The sequence below is a fragment of the Pseudoalteromonas sp. SR44-8 genome, assembly GCF_014163635.1.
In the GTDB taxonomy this organism is placed as follows: domain Bacteria; phylum Pseudomonadota; class Gammaproteobacteria; order Enterobacterales; family Alteromonadaceae; genus Pseudoalteromonas; species Pseudoalteromonas rhizosphaerae.
Genome location: NZ_JACJDS010000005.1, coordinates 135,607 through 162,323, shown reverse-complemented (window position 1 = coordinate 162,323; position 26,717 = coordinate 135,607). Strand labels below are relative to the sequence as shown.

Below are 26,717 nucleotides of genomic sequence, written 5' to 3'. Positions count from 1 at the left end.
AATTAGTCTATAATCGTAAATAATTACAATATCTTTACATTGTCGGTATTAAGGTTCACCATCTAATGAAAAGCCAACGTTATCCTTTTTCAAATCATATATTGCTGCTGTGCTCGTCGAGCCTCGTTTTTGCTGTGGCTGCACAGGCAAAAAATGACGATTCGAGTGGCTCTAGCCAAAGCCTCGAAGTCATTGAGGTGTTCGCCCAAAAACGCGCGCAGGCAATTGAAGATGTTAGTATTGCCATTAGTCAGGTCAAAGGTGATAGCCTTAAAAATCAACATTATAAAGATTCAACAGAGTTATCGGTATTCGCGCCTAATTTAAAAATCAGCCAAAATGCGGCTGAAGGTACGCCACCGGCGGTAAATATCCGGGGGGTTGGTTTAGTTGACTACAATACGGCGAACACCTCGCCTGTGGCTATTTATGTAGACGACATTGCCGTAGGATCTGCAAGTAATCAGATCGTTAACTTCTTTGATATTGAGCAAGTGGATATTTTGCGTGGTCCGCAGGGGACTTTATTTGGCCGTAATTCAACTGGCGGAGCAATTTTAATTCGCACTAAACGCCCTGAATTTAACGAGTCGGGGTATTTAACAGCGGGTATAGCAAATAATAACGCGTTTAGTATTGATGCTATGTATAACAATCAATTAAGTGATAACAGCGCGTTTCGTGTTGCTTTAAATCATCAAGACTATGACTATTCAACCAGCAATACTTTTGCACAATCACCTACCGCTGGAATGCAACAAACCAATGCACGGTTATCACTATTAAGTGATTTTGATACTGTACAGGTATTGTTACAAGCGCACCTCGAAGATTGGCAGGGTATTGTGCAGCCTGTCGGTAATATCGGTGTAGTGGCGGATCCATTAACAGGTCAGTTATGTAGTCCTAGCGAAGCTGGTTCGACAAATTGCTATGATAACTTTGGCTTCAATGATGCCAGTGACGACTTTTACATGGTTAAAGTGAATAACGATTCTCCGCATAAAACGGATGGTAAAGGGTTTAGTGCACATATTAATTGGCAATTAAATGAGTTTAACGAAATTATTTCGATTAGTAGTTATAACCAATTAGAGCGCGATCATGCATTTAATTGTGATGGCTCACCAGCGCGATTATGCGAAGGAAATCTAGGTTTAGATACTCACTTATTTAGCCAAGAGTTACGCTTGCAAACGCAATGGAACAAACATACTTTAACCAGTGGTTTATATTACGCAGATGAATCAATCAAACAAGATAATATTAACGATATTTTAAGAGATTATCGCGGTATATTAGCCACCGACTTAACCGCAACCTTCTTCTATGATAACCAAATTGACACGCAAAATATTGCCGCTTTCAGCCAGTTAGACTATCAACTTAATTCAGATTGGTTGCTAAGTGTTGGACTACGTTATTCCTATGAGTCACTTGATTATGACTCAGTGGCACAATTAAATATGGTAGTTGATCCGAGTGATTTAGCCGGGGTTTTAGTGCCATTTTATCATGTGCAAGGCGAGCAATCCGATAATGGTTTTTCTGGCCAGTTTGCTGTGAACTACCTTATTAACGATACAACCCATGGCTATTACCGTTTTGCAAATGGGATTAAAAGTGGTGGTTATAATGGCGGGTTTTTATCTTCCCCAGAGCAAGCCGAATTAGCTGACTATGGCAAAGAGCGTCTCAATGCGCATGAAATTGGTACTAAATCATGGTGGCCTGAGCAAGGTGTGCGGTTTAATTGGGCTGCTTTTTATTATGATTATAATGATCAGCAAGTGTTTATGAACCAACCATCAGACTCACCACAAAAGCCACCCGTGCAATTATTAGAAAACGTTGGTGATTCAGTGATCTATGGCCTTGAAGCTGAACTCGATTATCAAGCGACTAAAGCACTTTCAATGCGTTTTGCTATGGGTTACATTCCCCATGCGGAATTTGAAGAATTTGTTGATCCTTTGGGTAACAGTTTGACTCATAATCGGCTGCCATTTACATCAAAGTGGAATGTGAGTGCAGGCGTAGAATATCGTTTAGAGCTTGCTGGTAATCCCTTAACAACACAATTACTAGTGGATTATCAATCAGACTATTATTTTGATCAAAACCAAAATCCGTATGCTATGCAAGATGGTTACAGTTTAGTCAATGGTAATATTCGTTATCAATTAGATAACCTAGGTTTTGTACTGTGGGGGAAAAATTTATTTGCCAGTGAGTACAGTAATTTGAAGTTTGATTTGAGCTCTTTCCTTGGCATGTTGGAAGATTTTAAAGGGGAAGGTCGCCGCTATGGTTTGGATATCAGTTATCAGTTCTAATCTTTTTGTCATTAAACTGAGGCGTATTGTATGCTGTTAAAAGCAATACAAGGTTTTTGCTATGTAGTCTTTTTAGGCTTGCTAACAATATATGTCTGCGAAGTGCGAGCAACACAGTCAGCGGATGTGTTTGTTTATACAGAGCAACAACAAGATATAAATTTGTTTCAAGTTGGTACCTTATTAGCGGCAAGTTATGAAGGGTTTCCTGATAACAGCACTCAGATTGCGACGTGGCTTGACAATAAAAAACCACAAACAAGTACCACATATTATGGCGGAAGTTATTGGTTAGTTGTCGAACTTGAAAATCAGACTCAGCTAGCTGAATTAGTGTTGTTCCCTTACAACACCTTAGTATCGCGTATTGAAACACGTGTATATGATATGGCCGATCCCACATCTGAGGCCGCGCGTTACGTAACCGGGGGGATTGAAAAAAACGAATTTGCTTTTCATTACGGCAATAAAATAGCCCTTACACCAGGCAAGCGTTACTTTTTGATCACCAAGTATGAAAGTGACTACTTTTACACTCCTCCTAAACTGGTATTAAAACCCTATGCAGACTTCTTTACCCAGATCACCATCGAAAATATGGTGATGATGTTGTGCTTTGGGGTAGGCATTGCGCTGGGTTTGTATAACTTATTAATATATTTTGGCGCACGGGATGTAACTCACCTTTATTACGCCTTATTTACAGCATGCTGGGTATTTGCGTGGAGCCAGTTTTTCCATATTCCAGATCAACTATTTGGTTTTTATAATGCCCATTTTCATTGGCTAGGGTTTGTTTTAATACCATTAACTAACATTTTATTTTTCAATAATTTGCTTAAGCTAAAAGACAGTTTTCCACAATTGGCCAAAGCATCAATTATATTAGCTGTGGTGGCAACCGCAGGTTTGCCTTTCGCTGCTATGTGGCCAGGTTTTGGGTTTATTTGGGCAACCATAGTAACGGGGTGCACCTTATGCTTAGGCATGTACATAGGGGTTCGCAGTTGGATGAGTGGTTTTAAACCCGCGCGATACTTTGTCTTTGCTTACCTAGCGATGGCAATTCCTAATATGGTGGGAAATTTAACTAATTTAGGTGTACTGACGCCGATTGCAATCGATCTGTACTTATTAGGTTTGATTGGCACCGCCTTAGATGCGATGTTACTCGCGTTTGCAGTGGCAAATAAATTTAGTATCTTACATGATGAGAATGTTGAGCTTACTAAAAACCTCGAGCAAAAAGTGCAATTGCGTACGCAGGAGTTACAACAATTGGCGTCAGAACTCACTGATGCCAGTGAAGCTAAGAGCCGTTTTTTAGCAAATATGAGTCATGAAATACGTACGCCAATGACCTCTATTATAGGCTACGCAGATGGTATTATTTTAGGCGATATTAAGCCTCACGAACGAAATCATGGTATTCGGGTTATTTTACAAAACAGCCGCCATGTTTTAGGACTCATAAACGACATACTTGATATGTCAAAAATAGAGGCCAATCGCCTTGAAATTGATTTAGTCGAGACTGACTTATTTGCAACCATTGCGCATATAGAATCGCTATTAGGCAAACAAATTCGTGATAAAGGTCTTAAATTTAAAGTTGATTACCAATTCCCACTGCCTGATTGGATTATTTCTGATCCAACCCGATTACGACAAATATTGTTAAACTTAACAGCTAATGCATTAAAATTTACCACGGTAGGGCATATTCAATTAGTGGTGAGTTGCACTAAAGAGCAGCTTGTCATTAAAGTTAAAGACACCGGCATCGGGATGACAGAGGCTGAGCAACAAGACTTGTTCACGCCGTTTTATCAGGCTGACTCATCGATCTCACGTAAATATGGCGGTACAGGACTCGGTTTAAATATTTCAAAAAGTTTAGCCGAAAAGTTAGATGGTAATATCACCGTTCATTCCCATGTTGGCAGTGGCAGTGAGTTTAGCCTCAATATCGCGCTATATATGCCTGAACGAGTACGTTGGATCAATAGTTTTGATGAGATCTCTATAAGCAAAGAAAAAGAGCTGCCAAGTCAAGATCAGCGAAATCTCGTGGGTGAAGTGCTGGTAGCGGAAGATCATCCTGAAAACCGTGAATTGATCAAACGTATTTTAGAGCGAATGGGGTTAACGGTTACTGCGGTAGAAAATGGCAAAGATGCAGTGCAAGCGACCCTAGATCATCAATTTGATTTGATTTTATTAGATATTCAAATGCCAGTAATGGATGGCGAACAAGCGATTCATATTATGCAGGCAACAGGATTAACGACCCCCATTGTTGCCCTTACAGCAAATACTATGAAGCATGAAGTTGATCGCTATCTAAAACAAGGGTTTATTGATCATATAGGCAAACCAATTGACCGCAGTGAATTTAGTCATAAAATTGCTAGTTATTTAGATATCGAAATGCTTGAAGATGTAAAATTGCCAGAGCATGAATTTGAGGTGCTTAAACAGGTGTACATAAAAGGGCTTAAAAAGCAGCGAGAAACAATAACCAAGCAATATACAGATGGCGATATGACAGGGTTTGCACAAAGTGTTCATATGCTAAAAGGAACTGCTGGAATGTTTGAGTGCGAAACATTGTACCAACATGCAATCAAGTTAGACAAAGCCCTTAAAGCCGATAGCGTGATGTTAGATAGCCATTTAGTTTATCAAGTGTTTGATGAAATTGATGATATTTTATGTCACTCACCTCAGTAAAATAAGCTGCTCACGGGTAATGTCCGGAAAATCAGTACGCTGTGTATAACGGGCATATAAGGTTGAAAAAATGGCGCTGCGTGAAAGCTGATCAAATGTTGTGACCAGTTTTTTTGCTGTTGTTTTTGAGCTATAACAACACTCGCGATAGCGTTTTATTAATTGTGTCAAGCTTTGTCCTTGTTGCTGTAAAGCCAGCTCTGCTTCAATAAAAAAAGCGCTACCACTCCAATAAACTCTTTGTTGTGCACCTTGTTGCCACATATCGTCGGCAAGTTCACTTAATGGCTGTTGCTTTGTTCGCGTTTGCTGACGTCCGCGTTCAAGCCCTGCAGATAGTCGTTGTATAAATTGCTCCCTAGTGATCACTTTACTATCACGCATTATTATATTTTGCATATAGGTTGCAAATCCTTCACTTAACCAGAAGCCCGAATAGGGTAGTAACGGTAAGTAAAGGTGTGCCATTTCATGGTAGAGGGTCCAGTCATCGCGTAATTGTGTAAAACTGGCAAAGCGATCAAAATGTAACTCTATGCCATCTGGATCACCACGGCGCACACTTCCCCAAGGCACGGGTTCAAATGCAATATACCGAGGGTGTAAATAAATGGGTAAATTAGAGTATGGCAGTGGGCCTAAAGTTGCCTGAGTTTGCTCAAGACTAAAATTCAGCCATTGCAGTATTATCTGCTGCTTGCTTTTTGACAGCTCGGTTAATCCTTGTGGATCAAGCTGGGCTGCGAAAACAGATGTACTCGCTAAACAAGTAACGAATAAAATTCGATTAAACAGTTTCATATCTGGTACTTAATGGTTTTTAATTGCTCACAGAAGACCGAGTAAAGGATAAAATCCGTTCACTATTTTATTGTTGAATGATAAGTATAGATGCTAAAACCACGACACTCACTGCCAACCATGGTTTAATGTTTATATGATATTTTATAATAAAAATATGGCAGGTTATGGGTTATCAACACATTGAAATCCCACCTCAGGGTGAACAAATTAGCATTGATAATAAAGGCGTGTGGCATATTCCGGCGCAGCCGATCATTGCTTACATTGATGGTGATGGAGTAGGGCAGGATATCTCCCCTTGTATGCGTGACATTGTGAACCATGCTGTGCAGTTATGTTATCAAGGAGTGCGAAAAATTCACTGGATGGAAGTCTTTAACGGTGAAAAAGCTGCGCAGCTATATGATGGGGATTGGTTTCCGCAAGAGACGATTCATGCGGTTCGGCAATTTAAAATAGCGATTAAAGGGCCTTTAACCACGCCGATTGGCGGAGGTTTTCGTTCACTCAATGTTGCTCTTCGTCATGAAATGGATTTGTTTGTAAATATGCGGCCGATTAAAGGCTATTGCGCATTACCGTCACCGTTAAAAAAACCTGAAAATACCAATATTGTTGTGATCCGCGATAGCTCTGAAGATGTGTACTCTGGAATTGAATGGCAAGCTGGCAGTGTCGAAGCCGAAAAAATGCTGGATTTTTTATGCCAAGAAATGGGCGTAACCCGTCTGCGCTTTGATCAACAATGTGGTATTGGCATTAAAAATATTTCTAAAGAAGGGTCAGAGCGGCTAGTGCGCTATGCAATAGCGTATGCGCTTGAACAAAATAGTGACTCGGTAACGGTAGTGCATAAAGGCAATGTACTTAAATTTACTGATGGTGCGTTTAAGCGTTGGGGGTTTGCCGTGGCGCAAACTGAGTTCTCAGCAGTACCACACAGTAATGGCCGTTGGCTAGAAATACCGCGTGAGGGCTTGGCACCGTTAGTTATTAAAGAAGTGATTGCAGATAACATGCTCCAGCAAGCGTTAATGAATCCTGAGCAATTTGATGTAGTGGTAACAACCAACCAAAATGGCGATTATCTAGCAGATATGTTGACTGCACAAGTGGGCGGTATCGGTATTATGCCCGCAGCAAATTTAAATAATGAAGTGGCTTTTTTTGAACCAACTCATGGCACGTTTGAGCGTATTGCTGGACAAAATAGTGCAAATCCTACCAGTAGTATTTTAAGTGCGGTGATGATGCTACGGTTTATGAATTGGCACGAAGCGGCCAACAGTATAGAGCTGGCTTTGCAACAGACATTCATAGCTGGTGAAGTGACCTTTGATTTACAAGCAGAGCAGCAAAACTCGACCATCCTCAGTTGCAGTGATTTTACACAAAGGATAATCGAGCGTTTAAAAGTTTCATGAGCTACGCTGCATTGGCGTTGTAGAGCTTTGCACGATACATGCAAGGGCGATTAGTCAGTGTTGCAGCACGTTGATAAATTGCTTTTGCATTGTGTTCATCGCTTGGTGTACCGCTTAATGTATCCATTAAAGCAACAACAATAATAGCTGGCACCTGACAGCAATATTCATCTAATACCGCAGTTGTTGTTTGTGCATCAACATGACAATGCGGGTGATTATGCTCAACTTGATACGCATGCAATAACGTTTGTACATCTAAACTGTCATTGTCAAAATGTTTGTTTTTACGACATTGACAGCCAAATTCATCAACCAGAGTCGCCAATGCTTGGTAAACATCATTACACTCAAGGGTGGTTTGCTTACAAAGTTGTTGTTCGATGAACGCATGTAAATGGCCGTCGATAAATAATCCGTCTTGTTGGGTGAAGCTTGCTGTAGTTTGCATCATAATGTTGTCTCTCAGTGTTAGTGGTTAACTCATTTGGTATGACTTCACTGTAGCCCTAAGCACACTATTTATGAAATTGTTGTTTTCAATAACTGATATTGATTTAATCAATAATAACGAGAGAGCTCCATTTTAATTAGAGCTTTCTAGCGATCAGCAATCGTATTAGCGAACGCTTGCAGTTCGCGGCGTAACCATTGGTGTGGGCTGGCATGATGCAGTAAAGGGCTCCAAAGCATTTTTACTTCAATTGGGACAATTTGAAACGGCACAGGACTAATCACTAACTCGGTATGTTTAGTTAGCAGCATTGCTTGTCGTCTTGGTAGTGTGGCGATCAGTTGTGGCGATTGGCATAGCAAACTTGCCACCATGTAATGACGAGTAAACACCCGAATATGACGGGTTTGTTCAAGCTGCCAAAGAGCTTCGTCTACCCATCCCAGCTTTTGGCTACCTGATTTATTCGTGACGGCAGCTTCAGCCCCCCAGCCTGCACGATTTACCCAAATATGCTCTGACGCTAAGTATTGCTCTAGATCAGGCTGTTTTAAGTATGGGTTAGCTGGATGCATTAAACAGCAATAGTTATCGCGCCAGACACTGGCCTGATGAAAAGACCGTGGTAGGCCGTTGAAGCGATTGATGGCTAAGTCAATGCTGCCCTTTTCCATATCTTGCAGGCTAACATCGCTGGGGCTAAGCACATCAAAATTAAGTCCTGGATGTTTATTGAGTTGCTGGGTAATAAAAGGCGCGACTAGCGTTGATTCTAAATAATCATTCGCCATAATTCTAAAGGTGAGTTCGCCAGTGGTTGGATCAAACATATCACTGGGTTGGGTTATTGCCTCAGCCATTTTTAACAGCGCTTCTATTTCAGGTTTTAAACTCAGCGCTTTTGCAGTAGGAGTCATAGAGCCTGCGGCACGAACTAGGAGCGGATCGTCAAATAAATCACGTAAACGTTTTAGTGCATTACTCATTGCTGGTTGGGTTAATGCTAATTTATTTGCCGCTTTCGAGACATTTCGCTCATCTATCAGTACATTTAAGTACACAAGCAAGTTGAGATCGACATTTCTTATATTCATTTGATCAATCTTATTCATTCGCTGTATTAATTATCTAAATTAAAGCGTGCTTGCTAAGGTGTGTAAACCACTAAATAGACATAGTCATCATAAGTGATAGAAATATGCTAGAGCTAAAAACAGCAAATACGTTATCGACTCAAACTAACAACGCAATTGAGCAAGTCATTGCGACCAAATTAGCGCGTGCCGTATTCGCAGGCTTTGAAGCGATGTTTGCTGAGTTTTTAAATATTACCTTAGGTGCACAAAGTCGTTTTGAGCAACGGCAATGGCAAAGTGTACAATCGGCAATGCGTGAGCGTTTACAAGTATATGAAAGGCAAGTTAAAAATGTTAGTGAAGCGGTGCGAGTCATTGCATTTAAAGAGCTCAACGATCCGCGACTGTGGCAGCAGGCAAAGCATATTTATGGCCAAATGGTGCAAGATCATGAAAACCAACCGATTGCGCATACATTTTTTAATTCAACTTTTGGCTCGATTTGGGATGATAAAAAAATTCGCACCGTGCATTTATTTGTTTTAAAAGCCAAATACCGCACTAAATCTCGACCATTTGATAATTTAGTAAGTCGTATTTCATTGCAAAATGGCTTTAGTCAGGCGGTGGAGCAACTTATTTATCGGCAAGCTTTTCGGGTTGGATTTACAGATTTAGCTCATGATGTTGATATTTTGCAGCGTACTTTGGCGTTAGGTGCGCAGCAGCAATGTCGTCAAGTGTATGAGCTGATGAATTTAAACGATGGCTATATTGAATACGCTAATTCACTGTTTTTTAGAAATAAAGCCTGCTACTTAATAGGTCGTTGTATCGCTAAAAATGGCGATAACATGCCCTTTGCTGTCGCTATTTTACATACCCAAAGCGGTTTAAAGCTTGATGCGGTGATGATGGGCGCAGATCAACTGAGTTTATTATTCGGCTTTGCTCGCACCTACTTTATGGTTGATACCGACCAACCCGCGCGCTATGTAGATTACTTATCAGTGCTAATGCCACATAAGCAACGATTTGAATTATTCAATGCCATTGGCTTTATTAAACATGCCAAAACAGAGTTTTATCGCTATAAGGTCGACACCACCAACAATAGTCCCATAGATGATAAGTACATTATTGCCCCCGGCACGCCAGGCATGGTAATGCTAGTATTTACCACTGCTGGCTCAGATTATGTTTATAAGGTAATAAAAGATAAATTTAGCGCGCCTAAAACATCAACCAAAGCACAGGTGATGGCAAAATACGACTTTGTAAAACAAGCGGATAGAGTCGGCCGTTTAGTCGACACCCATGAATTTCGCTATTTAGCATTTGATTTAAATCGTTTTAGCGATGAATTGCTTACCCATATGCGAGCGAGTATCGGCTCAAGCATGGCTATTGCAAATAAAGCCTTAGTGCTTAAGCATGTATACGTTGAGCGCAAAATGACACCACTTAATTTATACATCAATCAATGTGACGATAAACAACTGAATAATGTAATGCTTGATTACGGCAAGGCGATTAAAGAGTTAGCCGGGGCTAATATTTTCCCCGGTGATATGTTGATGAAAAACTTTGGTGTGACCCGTTGGGGGCGCGTGGTATTTTATGATTATGATGAAATTTGCCCATTAACGGATTGTAACTTTAGAGACTTACCGAGCAGTGAAAATAGTTTTGATGAACTAAGCAGCGAAAGCTATTTTGATGTTGCCGAAAATGATGTATTCCCGAGTCAGTTTAAAGTGTTTTTTAGTGCTGATCAGCAAGCATTTAGTCATTTTGTCCAGCAACATCAAGACTTATTTAGTCCTGATTTTTGGCTGCAGTGCCAAGCTGATATCAATGCTGGGCAATTGGCTGATGTGTATCCATACAAACAAAGTTGGCGATTTTAGCCGGGGGTTATTACCCATAAGTCTGATTAATTTTGGGTGTGTAAAAAGGTAAGCTTACATAAAATAAAAACCAAGGAAAACCATGAAATCTTTATTATTAGCAAGTTTACTTATCACCTCACCGCTGGTTATAGCTAACCCGCTATTAGGTAGTTGGGAGTTTGTGGAAGGGAAATATGCAGTTGAACAAGGGTTTGTGACTGCCAAAGCGCCAGAGTTGACCTCAGTTAAACTAATAACCGCCACTCATTTTAATTACATCACCCAAAAAAATGGCAAGTTTCATTATGCAGGTGGCGGGCAGTACACCTTAAAAAACCAACAATTTGTAGAGACTTTTGTTTATGGTAACATTGAATCGTTGCTTGGCAAAACCATGGCTTTTGATTACAAAATTGAAGGCGATTTGTGGCATCATTCTTTAACAGAAAATGGTAAGTTAGTTGAAGCCGAAGTGTGGCGCAAAATCGATTAACTCATCAATTCAGGAGCTGCAATGCAATTTATTTCTCATCAAGATCAGCATTTAACATTAAGCGACACCGCTAAACCGCAATTAAAAACTAATTAAGTGTTAATTAAAGTCGCTGCTATCGGCGTGAACCGCGCTGATTGTATGCAACGTCAAGGTAAGTATCCAGCGCCACAGGGCGACAGCCCCATTTTAGGGCTTGAATGCGCAGGCACAGTGATTGAGCTTGGCACCGAGGTTGATCAAAGCTGGCTTAATAAAGCGGTATTTACTTTGTGTGCAGGCGGTGCATATAGCGAATATGTGGCGGTCGATGCAGCACAATTAATGGCTTTACCAAGTGATTTAACTATGGCGCAAGGTGCAGCGATCAGCGAAGTATACTTAACCGCGTTTGGTGCGTTATTTCAACTTGGTAAGTTACAAGCAGGCCAAACAGCACTGATCCATGCTGGCGCAAGTGGCGTGGGTGGGGCAGCTATTCAAATGGCTAAACGTATTGGGGCAACGGTTGTTATTACCGCAGGTAGCGATGAAAAGTGCGAACACGCCAAAGCGCTTGGTGCCGATCATGTAATCAACTACAAAACCGACGATTTTGTTGCTTACATGCAAACCATGGTTTAACGGCGAACGTGATTGTTGATCCGGTATCTGGGCGCTATTTAAGTAAAAATGCAGCAATCGCCGCCATGGATTGCCAAATAATTATGCTGGCATTTTTAGATGGTCGCTTCGCAGAAGTAGATTTTGCACTCTTGTTACAAAAGCGTATTTCGTTTCATGGCTCAACACTGCGCAATCGCAGTCAAGCGTTTAAACGCCAACTACGCGATGAGTTTGTAGCAAAATTTTATGACGATATAGCAAATCAACAGTTTGATTTTAATATTTATAAAACGTTGCCTTGGCAAGACGCTGGTGAGGCACACGCCATTCTTGAACGAAACGAAAATGCCGGAAAAGTTGTATTATTAGTTCAGTAGTTTAAAAACCAATATTTGCCCATATAACTATGGGCAACTATAAAGCGATTTAAGGCAAAAACATGAACCCAATTATAGCAACATTAAAAGAGCACAATGTTAGCGATGAAAAAGTACACGAACTTTTTCAAGCATTTACTCAAAACCCAATGATGGCAATGGCACTTGTGCAGCAACTCGGTATTCCACCAGAGAAGTTACAAGCACTAATGGGCTTAGTAATGACCCAGCCTCATTTAATAAAAGAAGCCGCTGATTCACTTGGTATTGGTGAAGGTGAGCTTGAAAAAGCTAAGCAGCAGTTTAAAAACCAATAACGAGTTATCAATGAGAGTACATTTAGTTACTCTCATTTGTTAAACATGCAATTATTAAGCAATGTCTATCGTGTAAGCGGCCAATAAGTTTTGCATTTTTTGTTGTTCATGTGCGGCAAACTCGATGCCCACACTTAAACGATCTCCCTGCATTTGATTGTTGCGCACATGCGCACTGATCACCACGGCACTGTTGTCGATAGGCGATAGAACATGCACAAACACGGGGCGTTTCTTAAGCGCTAAAAACCCTGAATTAACATGCACAGTAAAGCGACAACCAGTCGGTGAAATATCGATGATCAAACCTTGCAATAGATTTTCACTGCCATAACTATGCGATTTATTAATGCTAATCTTTGCTGGTATATGGGTTTGTAAACGGCTGACTTCACGCAGTTGCCGACTCTCAATATTCTTAGGGTAAGCAAGGTAAAGTAACTTTTCTGGTCGAAAAGAAATAGCTAATATAGTGGTCGAAAAAGCGACGCACTCCCCACGTTCACCTTCGACTATATAGCGTACAATTGCGCCATTGCCTTCTTTTAACACATCAGCATATTGGCTCTTTTTTGCTTGGACAGGGTACTTTAAAATTAAATACTTACCAGCTTCATAGCCAACTAAAGAGAGTTTAAATCTGACACTTAATGGGTTGGTGAACTGAATGTCGATTAATTTACCTGGCAGTAAGTCTAAGCAAAACTTAGCTTTGCTAGCTTGCGCTGGTCTGTCTTGTGTAATTTCCATATATACGTAGTTATTATTATTTGTTTCCAAATAGTATCCATCAAAAGAACTAAAAAATCACTACGAAAAACGACTGGTATTAGTTTATTAGCCTTAATTAATAGAAGTAATACACGCCTTGTTACAAAGTTGATTGAACTGATAAATATCTGCTTTGTCTATTAAATAACATACTAACTTATGGAACAAAACTGTGAAATACCTTTATAAAATATGGAAAAATAACCGCTCATTAATCGTATTTATCTCGCTGATGTGTGTTTTTAGAAGTGCAGTGGCTGACTGGTACGAAGTACCCACAGGTTCAATGCAGCCAACCATTGTTGAGGGCGACCGTATATTGACAGATAAAATGGCGTATGACCTACGAGTGCCTTTTACTAAAATTTCGCTGGTTAAACTAGCCGAGCCAGAGGCCGGCGATATTATTGTATTTGATTCTGTTGCGGCACAAAATCGCCTAATAAAAAGAGTGATAGGTGTACCGGGCGACACTGTTGCTTTAGTTAATAATCAACTTGTTATTAATGGTGAAAAGCTTGATTACGAAACTGTAGCTGAAACCGCCATAAACCGAGTGGAAATAGAGAATTTGCATGGCATAAAACATACCGTAAAACTCGCTAAGCAGCGCTCTTATATGCAAAATTTTGATCCACTTATCATCCCTACAGATATGTATTTAGCAATGGGGGATAACCGTGATAACAGTGCTGATTCACGAGTAATAGGCTTAGTACCAAGAGCTGAATTGCTCGGAAGGGCAAAGCGGGTGATAGTTTCACTGGATTACGATGACTATTATTTACCACGTAAAAACAGGCTTCTAAAAGAATTACAGTAATAGTAAGCGCTGTTATAGTCTGGTAAAGGATAGCACTGATAAAGAATAGTAGTGCAAAAAATAACAGCGCTAAAACTTAAAATAGCTTAGCGATTAAATTTAGCGTTGTTGACTCTCACCTAACAATAAACTGTATATAAAAATAGTGTTTATGATTTTGTCAGATATTACTGATCTCTAGCATTTTTGTATATTGCTGCATTTATAAAAAGATAAATATCGCAGACAGAATTGTTATATGTTTTGGAGGATTTATGCATTACATTCTGGTTTTTGCGTTTCTTTTGGCAATAAGTGACAAAGTTCTTGCCGATGAGTCAGTCACAATTTTTGTAAAGGAAACTAGCTATTCAATAAACAGCATGGATGAAGAACTTAACTCAGCAAAATTAGAAAGCAAGCTGAAACAACTAAAGTTTTCACTGGTAACATTAGTCGTTGACTATTGTGCGGGCCCAGTTATGGTTGCTGAGGTTTATGTCGCACTCGCAAATGCTAACTCCTCGGTTAAAAACCTTCACCTAAAAGCAAGTGGCAGCCATGAAAAAAGTAAATGCAAAAACGTATAAAAAATTGCTTAATTTCGTTCCGGCCACAAACTAAAATGGCTTCCACTGCACTGCGGCAGCCAATTAGCAATGCGTTAAGTTGCATAATGAGCTATAAATTCACCTCAAATATCAATTGAACATTCCCCTACAATATGAAATGGCAGATGTAATGCGCTTCAACGACCATTTACAAAAATTGAGCTAACAAATCTGTTAAGGTAATGATGCAACCTGTAGAGATGTTATGTGCTAATTTTTCACTTATTCAACAGCTTTAAGGCGTTTTGTTATAGCTTGAAGTTTATCTTCTAGAGTGAAAGATAGTACCAATGTTTCTTCTACAACTTCTTTTGTCTCATCTACTAACCCCATCAGCTCCGATTCTTGTTCTTCATCCAACCCTAAGATAATCATTTTTGATTGCACCGCTTGAGATAAATCATTAACGAGTATTCTTATTTGTTTATCTTGCTCTAAACATAACTTTTTTATCGTGCCAAAATCTTCAGCAAGTTGACTTTTAAGGTTATTTAATGCGCTTTGCCGTATATTGCTTTTTTCTAATTGTTCTTCAATAAAGTCTATTCTACTTTCTACAATGGTAAGTAAGATAGCAAAGTTATCGCGAAGACGGCCAAGTAAGTCTTCATCTCTTGCATTGATCCCTTTTACTATCATTGAGCAGGTAGGCGAGTTAAATAATAAATTGGAACTAAATGGCACTATTCGCTTGGCTCCTCGGCCTAACTCAAGAATTTCTTTTTCTAAGCCAGTAATAGTGTGTTGTGGAAATTGGTGATATTGCTTTGCTACTCGAAACTCGACACAACAGCTCGCGCCTACATTGGTAAAATAGCGTTGGATGTTGCTAAATAAGGTATTCAGATCTGTTACTTCAAGATTGTCGGTAAAAAATTTTACTAAATCTCCAAGTTCACTTGCCTGTTGCATAGATGTGAAAGCGGTAGATGAAGCTACTTCGAACATTTCTTTTAAGTTGTTACGCTCTGTAATACGCAGCTCAACACGTTTTAATTTTTCACAAAGTACTTTGAAATCGACTGGCTTAGCAATATAGTCATCGCCTCCATATCCATAAGCGGCGAGTTTGTCTTCACTCGATGTTAAGGCTGAGATAAATATAATTTCACACTCGTCGTACGCACCGCATTCCTTTATCTCTTTAACTAAATCGTAACCCGTGAAGTCATTACTAAGTAAGATATCCATCAGTACTACCTGTGGCTGATGCTCTTCCATCAAAGCTAAGATAGGTTCACTCCCATCAGATGAAGTAATGTCATATTGCTTAGATAGCACCATTTCCATGATATTTCTATTTTGAGGGTTATCGTCGATGGACAATATTTTCACATGCACTCCTAAATTTAATTATCCTTATGCTGCATTATTTGATAATAGCCATGGAAATGGTTACCCGCAAATAATAAACTCATTTATGTTTTGAGCGCAGGCTTGGAGGTCAGCTTATTTTTAAAATAATAAAAGGCAAGTAATTTTAATTACATAGGCACTCATGCTAAATTTTGTAATGTCTAGCTTAAGAACTACAATTAGGTAAAGTATGCAGCAGGAAATAGAACCAAATAGATTGTTATTGCGTCCTTTCGTTTTTTCTGACGCTGAATGTGTTGCAAAATTGGCTGAAAAAACAATTTGTTCTGGCAATTAAAAAAGCCGTTGTTTAAAACAACGGCTTTTTAGTGTTAACTAGTTAAAGTCGAATTACATTACACGCATACCTGGCTCTGAGCCGTCGTCTGGGTTTAAAATATAAATTTCTTTACCGCCAGGGCCTGCTGCCAGTACCATGCCTTCTGACATGCCAAAGCGCATCTTGCGTGGCTTCAGGTTGGCAACCATAACCGTAAGTTTGCCTTCAATGTCTTCAGGGGCGTAGGCTGATTTAATACCTGCAAATACTTGGCGTGTTTCGCCGCCTAAGTCGAGCGTTAGTTTAAGTAGCTTATCAGCGCCTTCAACGTGCTCTGCTTTGGCTATTTTCGCTACACGTAAATCTACTTTGGCAAAATCGTCAAATTCGATTTCAGCTGCAATAGGCTCTTTTGCCAAAGGGCTGTTTGGATCGATTTTGTCTTTTGCAGCGAGTAAGCTTTCTTTTGATTCTTCGACCATTTTATTTACTTTATCCATTTCTACACGTTGCATTAACGGTTTAAATTTATTGATAGGGTGGCTAACAAGCGCAGTTTGCGCGCCTTGCCAAGATAGATCATCATTTAAGAAGTCTTCTACGTTTGCCGCCATACCCGGTAATACTGGTTTTAAGTAAGTCATTAACACGCGGAATAAGTTAAGCCCAAGCGAACACACTTGGTGCGCTTCTTCTTGCTTTGCTTCGTCTTTAATTAATACCCATGGTGCTGCGGTATCAATAAATTGGTTTGCTTTATCAGCAAGCGCCATTATTTCACGAATAGCACGGCTATAATCACGGTTTTCATAGTGCTGAGCAACGGTATCGGTCGCTGCTTGGAATTCAGCTAATAATTGCGGCTCCATGACAGTGTCACTTAATTTACCGTCAAACTTTTTAGTAATAAAACCGGCGCAACGGCTGGCAATGTTAACCACTTTACCAACTAAGTCTGAATTTACACGTAGTGCAAAGTCTTCTAAGTTTAAGTCAAGATCGGTGATGCCGCTGTTAAGTTTAGCTGCGTAGTAATAACGTAAAAACTCAGGGTCGAGGTTGTCTAAATATGTACGCGCTTTAATAAACGTGCCTTTCGATTTAGACATTTTAGCGCCATTAACCGTTACAAAACCATGCGCGAATACATTGGTTGGCTTTCTGAATTTTGCGCCTTCAAGCATTGCTGGCCAAAATAAGCTGTGGAAGTAGATAATATCTTTACCGATAAAGTGGTAAAGCTCAGCGTCAGAGCCTTCTTGCCAAAATGCATCAAAGTCGATGCCTTGTTTGTCGCATAAGTTTTTAAAGCTGGCCATGTAACCAATTGGCGCATCAAGCCAGACATAAAAATATTTACCAGGCGCACCAGGGATTTCAAAGCCAAAGTAGGGCGCATCGCGGCTGATATCCCATTGTTGCAGGCCATCGGCAAACCATTCGTCTAGTTTGTTGGCCATTTCTTGCTGAATAGTGCCGGAGTGAAGCCACTCTTTTAACATGCCTTCAAATGCTGGCAGGTTAAAAAAGTAATGCTCAGAGTCTTTAAGTACTGGCTCAGCACCTGACATCACAGAGCGCGGATTGATAAGCTCTGTTGGGCTATATGTTGCGCCACATGCGTCACAGCTGTCGCCATTTTGGTCTTCAGACTTACAGGTTGGGCACGTACCAGTTACAAAGCGATCGGGTAAGAAAATGCCTTTTTCAGGATCAAATAACTGTGAAATAGTATGCTTTTTGATATGACCGGCATCGTTTAAGCGATTATAAATAAGCTCGCTGAACTCTTTGTTTTCTTGGCTGTGGGTGCTGTGGTAGTTATCAAATTTAATATTGAAGTCTGCAAAGTCACGTTGACGTTCAATGCTGACATTTTTTACCATTTCTTCCGGCGTGATCCCTTGCTTTTGTGCATTGAGCATAATTGGCGTGCCATGGGCATCGTCGGCGCAAACATAATAAGCTTCGTGGCCTTGTAGTTTTTGAAAACGTGACCAGATATCAGTCTGAATATATTCCAATAAATGGCCTAAATGTGTTGGGCCGTTGGCATAAGGTAATGCACTGGTAATGAGGATCTTTCGCTGTGCCATAATCATTCCGAATTGACGGTTCCTGTTAAGGAACGGATGAAAATCATAATATTATCAGCAAACCTAAAGGAAACACCTTCGTGGTTGGCCGATTTTCATTAATTGACTGGTGTTAATGCCCTGAATGTTACATAATTCCGAGGCAATTTTCATCAAAGAAACACTATTTTATTGTTATGTTTGGATTGTCGAAACTATTCTCCTCTAAATCGGTGCAAAAACAACCGATTCTTACTGCCTTAGCAGGGTATCGCAGTGCCGCTTTTGCTGTCGGCATTGATGAAAAATTCATTAAAAGCATTGAATCAAAAAATGATAAATCAATATTGCTTCATTTAACGCTGCCATTTGCTGCGTTATCTGAAATGCCAAAGGTAGCAGCGTTTGTAAGCCAACAACTTAATCAAGCAGTGACAATTAACGCAAGCATTGAGCTGACTGAAGCATGTAAGTTCAAAGCGATAAAACATATTGTGTTGATTGCATCAGGCAAAGGTGGTGTGGGTAAATCAACCACAGCGGTAAATTTAGCGGGCGCACTCAAAGCTGAAGGCGCGAAAGTGGGGATTTTAGATGCGGATATTTATGGCCCGTCTATTCCAATGTTGCTAGGCCTTGAAGGAGCAACACCCACGGCTAAAAATGACAAGCAATTGCTACCATTTGACGCTAATGGCATCAAAGCACAATCAATTGGCTTTTTAGTGCCTAGTGATGATGCCACAGTTTGGCGTGGACCGATGGCGTCGGGCGCATTAACGCAACTGTTAAATGAAACTGCATGGGGTGAACTTGATTACCTGATTGTAGATATGCCACCAGGAACTGGGGATATTCAACTTACTATGAGTCAGAAAGTACCTGCCAGTGGCACGGTGATTGTGACGACTCCGCAAGATTTAGCACTTGCTGATGCGCAAAAAGGCATTGCCATGTTTAATAAAGTGAATGTGCCAGTATTGGGCTTGATTGAAAATATGAGTCATTTTTTATGCTCACATTGCGGCAAACCAAATCATGTGTTTGGCAAGGATGGCGCAATAAAATTAGCTCAGCGTCATGGTGTGCCTGTGTTGTCGCAAATTCCTTTGGCGATTGATATTCGCGAATACTCAGAGCAAGGCAAATTAATTGCGATGGATAACCAGGCTGCGGTGAGTGAAACATATGCTGATGCTGCGCGGCTGATTGCCAGTATGCTTTACTATCAACAACCCCATCATAATTCAGTCGAAATTGTGATTACGGATGATTAATTAATGAGATTATCAGATACCCATATTAAAGAATATATTGCCCAACAGCGTATTATTATTGAGCCAAGTCCGACCGATGAAATGATTTCTGGGGTAACGGCAGATTTACGTTTAGGTAATAAGTTTCGTGTATTTCAAGATCATACAGCAGCTTATGTTGATTTAAGTGGTCCAAAAGATCAGCTTAATAAAGCAATGGAATCAATAATGAGCGATGAAATCGTGTTAAAAGAGGGCGATGCATTCTTTTTACACCCAGGTGAATTAGCCCTTGCGATGACCTATGAAAAAGTCACGTTGCCGGCAGATATCGTTGGCTGGCTTGACGGCCGTTCATCTTTGGCACGTCTAGGTTTAATGGTGCATGTAACGGCCCATCGGATTGATCCCGGTTGGTCTGGTAATATCGTGTTAGAGTTTTATAACTCCGGTAAATTGCCGTTGGCATTACGACCAATGATGAAAATCGGCGCTATGAGCTTTGAGACCATGTCAGGCCCTGCTGAAAATCCGTACAACACGCGTAAAGATGCTAAATATAAAGATCAAACCAGCGCAGTTGCAAGTCGTATTAGTGATGATAGTAACTAATTAAAATATAGCTTTAAAATAAAGGCTTATCATTTGATAGGCCTTTTATTACTTAAGAATATAATCACTCGATTTAATTACCATACACTCTGCTTAAGCATTTTACTGACATATTATTCCCAAGTTTAGGTTATTTACTGGCAATTTCACTTAATACCTCCATACTTTAATTATAGTTTTATAATGTACTATTTATATAATGCACATGGAGTGACAGTGGATCAGGCAAGCATATTAGCGCGAACATATTGTATAAAGATTTTGTTAATATTGTTTAGCATCACTGCTACAACGCCTTTGCTGGCTGATGAAGTGATTTCCAGTGGCTGGATAGTGCCAGCAAATACGCCTTTTCAAACTACCAAACCTTTACTAGAACAAGTTGTCGCTACAGACTCAAAAACAGATTTATCACATGTTCGTATCAAGGCAGAGCAAGGCTATTGGTTTATTATTGATTTGGATAAACAGTCGCAATCAAAGATTGAGGTAATTTATGCAGATAACTCCCATTTAGCACAGCTTGATTTTTATACTCTTGATGAGAATTTCAACCCGTTAGCTGAAGTAAATAATGATGCATACCGTTACGTTAATAAGGTACTGCCACATGCAATTTTGCCTACAGAAGAAGATACTCGCTGGGCTGTAGTCTATGTTCGTCACAGTGAAGATGAATGGCTCAGTGTTGGGCTTTCTACAGGTACGCATTTTGCTAAGTTGACCAACACTAAACTGCGAAATTTCTTTTTGATAACAGGATTATTGCTGTTGTGTATTGCCGTTGTTGGCACTGTATACGGTTTATCCTATCAAGCAAAATCACTTTACCTACTTGCATACCTTGTATGTGTGTTAAGCGAGTTCTTAATAGCAAAAGGGGTATTGAATTACTTTAATATTGAATTTGCGTCTTTATGGTATACAAAGCTACAGTTTTCATTTCAAGTGCTGGCATTGGGGGTGATTAATTTTTACTTTATCCATTATTTACAGTCGCAGAACCTTTTAAATGCTCGACAAGATAAGTTAACAGTTTATATAAGTTTATTTTGTTTTGCAGCCATCTTAAGCTGTTTTATGAAGCAATCAGTACATCTAACCGTGGTAATTCTATGTTTAGGTTTTATGTTAGTGATGCTGAGTTATTTATTTTTTTATTGGCTAAGTAATACCAAAAAAGTGGTGCAATTTAAGTTTGTACTTGCCTGGTTTGCAGTGATTTTACAAACGTTATGTTGGCAAGCAACGCTGGTGGCAGGTGCACAGATACAGCAATTTAACGATGTGTTACTGGTGGTAAATGTGATTGCTGCTGTGATGGCGTTACTTATTCATGAGCGTAAGTGTGTTAAGCAATATAGTTACAGTCTTACTCATGACGACGATACAAAACTACCCAATAAACAGTTACTAATTAAGCGCCTTGATAGCGAGGTGAAATTAGCAATCGAACATTCTTTATTGTTATTTAGGCCTGCTGTACTGATTAATGCTCGAGCAAATTTTGGCTATGAACATGTAAATGAGCAGATAAAATTAACCATGGGCAAATTAGCGCAGCAATTAGCCTCAATGAATGTATTGTGTGTTGAAGCTAACCATCAGCATAGTCGTTGTATTGCCAGGTTAGATGACAGTACTTATGGGGTCGTGATAATCGGCAAGCTAGAGTTAAGCCAAATAGAACAGTTTGTATGTGTGATTAATAGTGTCTTTGCTGAGGGTCTCACTCATAAACGTATTCACTTAATTGATAAAGTTGAAATCGGTGTAGCAAATTATCCTCTACATGCCAGTACATCATTACAACTAGTCCAGCGAGGGCTGCAAGCACTGGCGGTTAAACCCCTTCATGGTGAACGCTGGCATATGTTTAATATAGAGAATGTGACGTTATCGCAACGGCGCATTGCGATTGCATCAGCTCTAAAAGAAGCCATTGAATGCGATCAGCTTAGTTTATTTTTTCAACCGCAGATATATCTAAACACCGGTAAAGTGCACGGCGCGGAAGCTTTATTACGTTGGGAGCATCCACAATTGGGTAATGTTCCCCCTGATTTATTTATCCCTATTGCTGAATCATCAGGGATAATTTCAGATTTAACCGAATGGGTTATTACGCAAGCACTGCAATATCAAAAGAAAATGATTGTATTATTGCCTGAGCATATTGTATCTATCAATATTTCGGCTAAAGATTTGCTGCGTAAAGATTTACCAGTGTTATTTATAACGTTGTTGAATGAGCATCAACTCAACCCGGCTAATGTAATGTTAGAACTAACGGAATCGGCAACACTCTTTGAAGGGGTTGATATAAAAAATGCCCTGAATGATTACTGTTTAATTGGCGTTAAAATAGCAATTGATGACTTTGGCACGGGGTATTCATCACTCGCGTATTTGAGCAAAATGGGCTTTGATGAAATAAAAATAGATAAGCAATTTGTAATGAATATTGAATACTCTAAAAATGATCAAACAATTTGTCGTGCTACCTGTGATATTGCCAAATCACTGGGTTCATACGTAGTGGCCGAAGGGATAGAAGATAGCCAAAGTATGGCTAAATTACAAAGCTATGGCTGTGAAGTTGGTCAGGGATACTTTTTTTCACGACCATTACCGTTTGACGATTACATGCAGTGGCTTGAAGAAAATCTTGAAACCACCACAGTATTTGTTAATGATCTTGAAAAAGTCGTTGACCTAATTGGGAAAAATAATTATTAAGTGCGTGATTACAAATTTTCAAGCTATCGTGTTTAGGATAAATAAGTGCTGAGCTATTGAGCCCAGAGACTAAAAAGTGATTAACGATCTGCTCATTACAAGCAATACATGCTTCAAAACTACGCGCAGCTAGCTCTTCAGGCATACTCATATAAAACTGCTGCTGTTGTTTATCAAATTCTATACAGTCTAAAACATATTGATTAGCGTGTTGACCGGTTGGTTCTAGAAATACTCCTTGGTAAAACTTATTTAATGCTAAGTTTAGTGGGTGACTTTGCTCAATCGTGTGCTCCAGCCAAAGTTTAGAGGCAAAATGCTGTGGCGAATGCTGGGGAAATATGTGCTTAGTTATGTGATGATCAAACGCATGAAACCATTCATGCGCCAGCGCGCCACCACCTGCATTTTTTGCCAGCGCAAGAGTTCGAGTACGGCTATTATAATGTGCTTGGACGTGTTGTTGACCGCCATGGCCAAAAGCAAAATTGAGTTTCCCCCTCAGACCAATGGTCTTTGGCGGCACTTGCAGTATTTGCGCTAAATCGGCTAGTGCGTCGTAAATTAAATTAGCACTAATAAAGCGTTCTTCTTTGGTGACCCATTTACCCACCACCATAGTACGAAAACCAAATGTATCGCGGATATCACTAAAGTCAACTTGGTCATCAAATCGATAATCCGGTCCCTGGCGGTAAAACCCGCGCTTTAAGCGATTATTGGCACTCATTTGGCTTGATAACGCGCTTTAACATGCTCAGGCATAAACTGGGTTTGTTTGCTGTTGAGTGCTTCCAGTGCGTGGTACAGAGGTTCAGGGTTAATATGCTCAATCAAGGCTAAACTATGTGCAACCGCTTCTAATGTGGAGAGGCTATCTGCACGGGGAGCTTTGCGAATACGATATCGGTTTTGTGGGATCGTCGTAAAGCTGACCTTTTTAAAAGCCGCAAGGGCTGGGGTAAGTTGCATGATCTTAAATGCTTTTTTCCAGGTGCCATCGATTACAATTAGATGACTTAACCGGCTTTTAAATTGTTGTGCTGCGGTACTTTCATCATCCAGTAGGATGGCATTATCATCAGGGTAGAGTAAGGCTGTTGTGGCAACGGGTAGTGTGCTTAGTTGTGCAAAATCAGCCTGCGTTTCTCCTACCATGATGTCGTATTGCGTTAGGCACAGTGTGAGTAAACGGGCGGTGTTTTTAGTGATTTTTACTTCGCTAGGATGCTGCAAAATTATAACTTTGAGTTTATTTTCCAGTACCGACAAATCTTCACAAAGGCACGTTTGTAGACTAAATTTACAATTAACACACAATGAACGGGACATAAAATAATCTTGTTTAATAGCAATAAGTTGAAAAACCCGCTAATTATACGCTTAATGAGACAATTAGTTGGTTTTTTTTCTATAGAACGATAAAGTATAAAATAGTATAAGTTACTGGTTTAGTGTTGCTAAATACAAAAGGATGAATAATGAATACAATAGTCATTGATGAAAGCGCATTGGAAAGTATGGAATCGTTATTAGGCGAGCAATTTAGCGATACGCTGACTTTTTGTTGTGCTGAATTTGAACGATTAGGCTCTGAAGTATTGGCTACAATACATAGTGATATCCAAGTCGCAAGTCGCCATGCTCATAGTTTAAAATCAAATGCCGCGCAGTTTGGTGCCAGCAGTCTATCTCAGGTGGCCAGAGAAATTGAACAAAGCTTAAATAATAATGATGTTTCTCAGGCGCTTGCGGCAGCTCAGCAGCTTGACAACCAAGTTGCCGGTTCAGCAGCTAAGTTAACTGATTGGTTACAAAGCCGTTAGTTAGCTATACCCAGACGTGAATTTATTTCAGTTTTGAAGTATTAAATCCACTGGTATTTAGCCCCTTTACTAGGTTAATCTAGCTGTTCCACTAGTAGAGGTAAAAATGTCAGAAATTAAAAAGAGTCATAAATTACAAGGCGTTTGTTATGACATTCGTGGGCCGGTGTTAGTTCAGGCTCGCAAAATGGAAGATGAAGGCCAAAAAGTTTTAAAATTGAATATTGGTAATCCTGCGGCATTTGGGTTTGATATGCCTGAAGATATGCACCGCGATATTATTCGTAACTTGTATTCAGCCCAAGGCTACTGTGACTCCAAAGGCCTCTACTCAGCCCGTGTGGCTATTTATCAGCACTACCAACAACGTGGTTTATATAATCTAAACGTCGATAATATTTATATTGGTAATGGGGTCAGTGAATTAATTCAAATGACGACCCAAGCTTTGCTGAATAATGATGATGAGGTGTTGATCCCAGCACCTGATTATCCATTGTGGACCGCTTCAGTCAAACTTGCGGGTGGTAATCCAGTCCATTACCTATGTGATGAAGAGCAAGATTGGTTCCCTGATATTGCTGATATTCGAAGTAAAATCACGTCAAAAACTAAAGCATTAGTGCTGATCAACCCTAATAATCCGACGGGTGCAGTATACGACGACGCACTTTTACAGCAGTTAATTGATATTGCACGTGAACATAAATTACTGTTATTGAGTGATGAAATCTACGAGAAGATTTTATACGATGGGATCACGCACAGCTCCATTGGTGCACTGTGTGATGATGTGCCGATCATTACTTTTAATGGCTTAGCAAAAACCTATCGCGCAGCGGGTTTGCGTATGGGGTGGATGGTATTAAGTGGCCGTACTGCATTGATGGATGATTTACGTAAAGGTTTAGATATCTTAGCCTCTATGCGTTTATGTGCCAATGTGCCGGCACAATATGCGATCCAGCAAGCATTAGGTGGCGTACAGTCGATTGATGATTTAATAAATCCCGGTGGGCGTTTATACGAACAACGTGATATTGCATGGCGTGGTTTAAATGCGATAGAAGGTATTTCGTGTGCAAAACCAAAAGGAGCATTGTACGCATTTGCCAAAGTAGATACTGAGCGTTTTAATATCAAAAATGATGAAAAAATGATTTTAGATTTACTCAAAGCAGAAAAGATCTTACTGGTTCACGGAAGAGCATTTAACTGGCCAAATCCAGATCATTTCAGATTGGTATTTTTACCTAACAAAGATGATTTAACGACTGCTATGAGTAAGATGCAACGCTTTTTCAGCGATTACAGACAAAGCTAACGTAGTAATAAAGTTATAAATACTAAAAAGCGAGCATTAATACTGCTCGCTTTTTAGTTTAATGTAATAGCTTAATAGGCTTTATCAACGCGGACTGTATTATCTGATAAATATACTAAGCGCACGCTGTCGCCAGTTCTAAATATCATTTGATTGTCTTTGTCTTGTACCACCATAAATTGTTCACCATTTTCAACTTTGATCATTAACTCGACTAAGTGGTATTGATTATAATGGCTGCTTTGTTGCCTGTTGTTCGCCACACTGCCACCGATGACCGAGCCTAAAATAGTTGCTGCGGTGCGACCACTGCCGCCGCCAAATTGGTTACCAATAACGCCACCAAGTAATGCACCGCCAAAGGTTTTCCAGCCACTATTTTTGTCTTGAACAAGTTCTTGCTCGGTAATATTACGTACAGATTGAACACTGCCAAATAGTACTTGCTGGACAGGAACGGCTTTATTGCGTTCGTATGCGGCAAAGCTTGGATTACTGATGAGCAGGGCTGTACACAGCCCAAGTATGAGTTTATTCATCATTTACCTCCTCA

The 26,717-nt window shown here is 39.9% G+C and carries 22 protein-coding genes and 1 pseudogene; 14 read left to right on the top strand and 9 right to left on the bottom strand.

Annotated elements, in window-relative coordinates:
• Window positions 1-65 precede the first annotated feature (65 nt).
• Window positions 66-2,336, top strand: coding sequence for a TonB-dependent receptor (locus H5183_RS03825; protein WP_182730986.1), 2,271 nt, complete (start codon window positions 66-68; stop codon window positions 2,334-2,336).
• A 30-nt stretch (window positions 2,337-2,366) separates the two neighbouring features.
• Window positions 2,367-5,069: a 7TM diverse intracellular signaling domain-containing protein gene (locus H5183_RS03820; RefSeq protein ID WP_182730985.1), complete on the top strand. Its 2,703-nt coding sequence runs from the start codon at window positions 2,367-2,369 to the stop codon at window positions 5,067-5,069.
• Here the strand turns inward: H5183_RS03820 and H5183_RS03815 are convergent.
• A complete protein-coding gene (locus tag H5183_RS03815; RefSeq protein WP_182730984.1) occupies window positions 5,058-5,870 on the bottom strand; it encodes a hypothetical protein in 813 nt (270 codons plus the stop codon). The two genes, H5183_RS03820 and H5183_RS03815, sit on opposite strands and share 12 nt — an antisense overlap.
• A 167-nt stretch (window positions 5,871-6,037) precedes the next feature.
• On the opposite strand from H5183_RS03815, the gene icd reads away from it, so the two are divergent.
• A complete protein-coding gene (gene icd, locus H5183_RS03810; protein WP_182730983.1) occupies window positions 6,038-7,297 on the top strand; it encodes an NADP-dependent isocitrate dehydrogenase in 1,260 nt (419 codons plus the stop codon).
• 1 nt (window position 7,298) lies between these two features.
• On the opposite strand, the gene H5183_RS03805 is transcribed toward icd, so the two are convergent.
• Together H5183_RS03805 and H5183_RS03800 are read right to left on the bottom strand one after the other, a co-directional pair.
• Window positions 7,299-7,748 (bottom strand): hypothetical protein, encoded by a 450-nt coding sequence (locus tag H5183_RS03805; protein WP_149981184.1) that lies wholly within the window; start codon window positions 7,746-7,748, stop codon window positions 7,299-7,301.
• Window positions 7,749-7,897: 149 nt separating this feature from the next.
• Window positions 7,898-8,845, bottom strand: a complete 948-nt coding sequence (locus H5183_RS03800) for a LysR family transcriptional regulator (RefSeq protein ID WP_145233680.1) — start codon at window positions 8,843-8,845, stop codon at window positions 7,898-7,900.
• A 104-nt stretch (window positions 8,846-8,949) separates the two neighbouring features.
• Here H5183_RS03800 and aceK point away from each other — a divergent pair, with 104 nt between their 5' ends.
• The 4 genes and pseudogenes from aceK (at window position 8,950) to H5183_RS03780 (ending at window position 12,512) form a co-directional block, all read left to right on the top strand.
• Window positions 8,950-10,737, top strand: a complete 1,788-nt coding sequence (gene aceK / locus H5183_RS03795; RefSeq protein WP_182730982.1) for a bifunctional isocitrate dehydrogenase kinase/phosphatase — start codon at window positions 8,950-8,952, stop codon at window positions 10,735-10,737.
• 82 nt (window positions 10,738-10,819) lie between these two features.
• Entirely contained in the window at window positions 10,820-11,212 is a 393-nt protein-coding gene (locus H5183_RS03790) for a hypothetical protein (RefSeq protein WP_182730981.1), read from the top strand.
• Window positions 11,213-11,233: 21 nt separating this feature from the next.
• Window positions 11,234-12,195, top strand: a pseudogene (locus H5183_RS21930) (zinc-binding dehydrogenase).
• Window positions 12,196-12,257: 62 nt separating this feature from the next.
• Window positions 12,258-12,512: a DUF2999 family protein gene (locus tag H5183_RS03780; protein ID WP_145233688.1), complete on the top strand. Its 255-nt coding sequence runs from the start codon at window positions 12,258-12,260 to the stop codon at window positions 12,510-12,512.
• Window positions 12,513-12,566: 54 nt separating this feature from the next.
• Here H5183_RS03780 and H5183_RS03775 read toward each other — a convergent pair whose 3' ends face one another.
• The gene (locus H5183_RS03775) at window positions 12,567-13,292 is read right to left on the bottom strand and encodes a flagellar brake protein (RefSeq protein WP_259397101.1); all 726 of its coding nucleotides are present in this window, start codon (window positions 13,290-13,292) and stop codon (window positions 12,567-12,569) included.
• A 163-nt stretch (window positions 13,293-13,455) separates the two neighbouring features.
• On the opposite strand from H5183_RS03775, the gene lepB reads away from it, so the two are divergent.
• Both lepB and H5183_RS03765 read left to right on the top strand, forming a co-directional pair.
• Window positions 13,456-14,106 (top strand): signal peptidase I, encoded by a 651-nt coding sequence (gene lepB / locus H5183_RS03770; RefSeq protein ID WP_145233690.1) that lies wholly within the window; start codon window positions 13,456-13,458, stop codon window positions 14,104-14,106.
• A gap of 254 nt (window positions 14,107-14,360) precedes the next feature.
• Complete coding sequence (locus H5183_RS03765; RefSeq protein WP_182730980.1) at window positions 14,361-14,675, top strand: hypothetical protein; 315 nt, start codon at window positions 14,361-14,363, stop codon at window positions 14,673-14,675.
• Between the two features lie 243 nt (window positions 14,676-14,918).
• Here H5183_RS03765 and H5183_RS03760 read toward each other — a convergent pair whose 3' ends face one another.
• Both H5183_RS03760 and metG read right to left on the bottom strand, forming a co-directional pair.
• Window positions 14,919-16,031 carry a response regulator gene (locus tag H5183_RS03760; RefSeq protein ID WP_310736577.1) on the bottom strand — a complete coding sequence of 371 codons (1,113 nt, stop codon included), beginning with the start codon at window positions 16,029-16,031 and terminating at the stop codon, window positions 14,919-14,921.
• A gap of 372 nt (window positions 16,032-16,403) precedes the next feature.
• Complete coding sequence (gene metG, locus H5183_RS03755) at window positions 16,404-18,428, bottom strand: methionine--tRNA ligase (protein ID WP_182730979.1); 2,025 nt, start codon at window positions 18,426-18,428, stop codon at window positions 16,404-16,406.
• Window positions 18,429-18,604: 176 nt separating this feature from the next.
• Between metG and apbC the strand changes: the two genes are divergently transcribed.
• From apbC to H5183_RS03740, 3 genes are all read left to right on the top strand, one after another.
• Window positions 18,605-19,684, top strand: a complete 1,080-nt coding sequence (apbC, locus tag H5183_RS03750; protein WP_182730978.1) for an iron-sulfur cluster carrier protein ApbC — start codon at window positions 18,605-18,607, stop codon at window positions 19,682-19,684.
• Between the two features lie 3 nt (window positions 19,685-19,687).
• Window positions 19,688-20,275 carry a dCTP deaminase gene (gene dcd / locus H5183_RS03745; protein ID WP_145233702.1) on the top strand — a complete coding sequence of 196 codons (588 nt, stop codon included), beginning with the start codon at window positions 19,688-19,690 and terminating at the stop codon, window positions 20,273-20,275.
• 270 nt (window positions 20,276-20,545) lie between these two features.
• Window positions 20,546-23,014, top strand: coding sequence for a bifunctional diguanylate cyclase/phosphodiesterase (locus H5183_RS03740; protein WP_182730977.1), 2,469 nt, complete (start codon window positions 20,546-20,548; stop codon window positions 23,012-23,014).
• On the opposite strand, the gene H5183_RS03735 is transcribed toward H5183_RS03740, so the two are convergent.
• Window positions 22,965-23,744 (bottom strand): CLCA_X family protein, encoded by a 780-nt coding sequence (locus H5183_RS03735; protein ID WP_182730976.1) that lies wholly within the window; start codon window positions 23,742-23,744, stop codon window positions 22,965-22,967. The two genes, H5183_RS03740 and H5183_RS03735, sit on opposite strands and share 50 nt — an antisense overlap.
• A complete protein-coding gene (locus H5183_RS03730) occupies window positions 23,741-24,346 on the bottom strand; it encodes a tRNA-uridine aminocarboxypropyltransferase (protein WP_145233708.1) in 606 nt (201 codons plus the stop codon). Before H5183_RS03730 ends, H5183_RS03735 begins: the two co-directional genes overlap by 4 nt.
• 149 nt (window positions 24,347-24,495) lie before the next feature.
• Here H5183_RS03730 and H5183_RS03725 point away from each other — a divergent pair, with 149 nt between their 5' ends.
• The gene (locus H5183_RS03725; protein WP_145233710.1) at window positions 24,496-24,840 is read left to right on the top strand and encodes an Hpt domain-containing protein; all 345 of its coding nucleotides are present in this window, start codon (window positions 24,496-24,498) and stop codon (window positions 24,838-24,840) included.
• Between the two features lie 106 nt (window positions 24,841-24,946).
• A complete protein-coding gene (locus tag H5183_RS03720; RefSeq protein ID WP_182730975.1) occupies window positions 24,947-26,164 on the top strand; it encodes a pyridoxal phosphate-dependent aminotransferase in 1,218 nt (405 codons plus the stop codon).
• Between the two features lie 71 nt (window positions 26,165-26,235).
• Here the strand turns inward: H5183_RS03720 and H5183_RS03715 are convergent, their stop codons facing one another.
• Complete coding sequence (locus tag H5183_RS03715) at window positions 26,236-26,703, bottom strand: glycine zipper 2TM domain-containing protein (RefSeq protein WP_149981188.1); 468 nt, start codon at window positions 26,701-26,703, stop codon at window positions 26,236-26,238.
• Window positions 26,704-26,717 lie beyond the last annotated feature (14 nt).

Excerpts from the sequence above, each read along its gene's own strand:
- H5183_RS03725 (WP_145233710.1), top strand. The coding sequence starts at position 24,496 with ATGAATACAATAGTCATTGATGAAAGCGCATTGGAAAGTATGGAATCG.
- H5183_RS03820 (WP_182730985.1), top strand. The coding sequence starts at position 2,367 with ATGCTGTTAAAAGCAATACAAGGTTTTTGCTATGTAGTCTTTTTAGGC.
- aceK (WP_182730982.1), top strand. The coding sequence starts at position 8,950 with ATGCTAGAGCTAAAAACAGCAAATACGTTATCGACTCAAACTAACAAC.
- dcd (WP_145233702.1), top strand. The coding sequence starts at position 19,688 with ATGAGATTATCAGATACCCATATTAAAGAATATATTGCCCAACAGCGT.
- apbC (WP_182730978.1), top strand. The coding sequence starts at position 18,605 with ATGTTTGGATTGTCGAAACTATTCTCCTCTAAATCGGTGCAAAAACAA.
- H5183_RS03825 (WP_182730986.1), top strand. The coding sequence starts at position 66 with ATGAAAAGCCAACGTTATCCTTTTTCAAATCATATATTGCTGCTGTGC.
- H5183_RS03815 (WP_182730984.1), bottom strand. The coding sequence starts at position 5,870 with ATGAAACTGTTTAATCGAATTTTATTCGTTACTTGTTTAGCGAGTACA.
- H5183_RS03805 (WP_149981184.1), bottom strand. The coding sequence starts at position 7,748 with ATGCAAACTACAGCAAGCTTCACCCAACAAGACGGATTATTTATCGAC.
- H5183_RS03780 (WP_145233688.1), top strand. The coding sequence starts at position 12,258 with ATGAACCCAATTATAGCAACATTAAAAGAGCACAATGTTAGCGATGAA.
- H5183_RS03765 (WP_182730980.1), top strand. The coding sequence starts at position 14,361 with ATGCATTACATTCTGGTTTTTGCGTTTCTTTTGGCAATAAGTGACAAA.
- H5183_RS03800 (WP_145233680.1), bottom strand. The coding sequence starts at position 8,845 with ATGAATATAAGAAATGTCGATCTCAACTTGCTTGTGTACTTAAATGTA.
- H5183_RS03730 (WP_145233708.1), bottom strand. The coding sequence starts at position 24,346 with ATGTCCCGTTCATTGTGTGTTAATTGTAAATTTAGTCTACAAACGTGC.
- H5183_RS03790 (WP_182730981.1), top strand. The coding sequence starts at position 10,820 with ATGAAATCTTTATTATTAGCAAGTTTACTTATCACCTCACCGCTGGTT.
- metG (WP_182730979.1), bottom strand. The coding sequence starts at position 18,428 with ATGGCACAGCGAAAGATCCTCATTACCAGTGCATTACCTTATGCCAAC.
- H5183_RS03720 (WP_182730975.1), top strand. The coding sequence starts at position 24,947 with ATGTCAGAAATTAAAAAGAGTCATAAATTACAAGGCGTTTGTTATGAC.
- H5183_RS03715 (WP_149981188.1), bottom strand. The coding sequence starts at position 26,703 with ATGAATAAACTCATACTTGGGCTGTGTACAGCCCTGCTCATCAGTAAT.
- icd (WP_182730983.1), top strand. The coding sequence starts at position 6,038 with ATGGGTTATCAACACATTGAAATCCCACCTCAGGGTGAACAAATTAGC.
- H5183_RS03735 (WP_182730976.1), bottom strand. The coding sequence starts at position 23,744 with ATGAGTGCCAATAATCGCTTAAAGCGCGGGTTTTACCGCCAGGGACCG.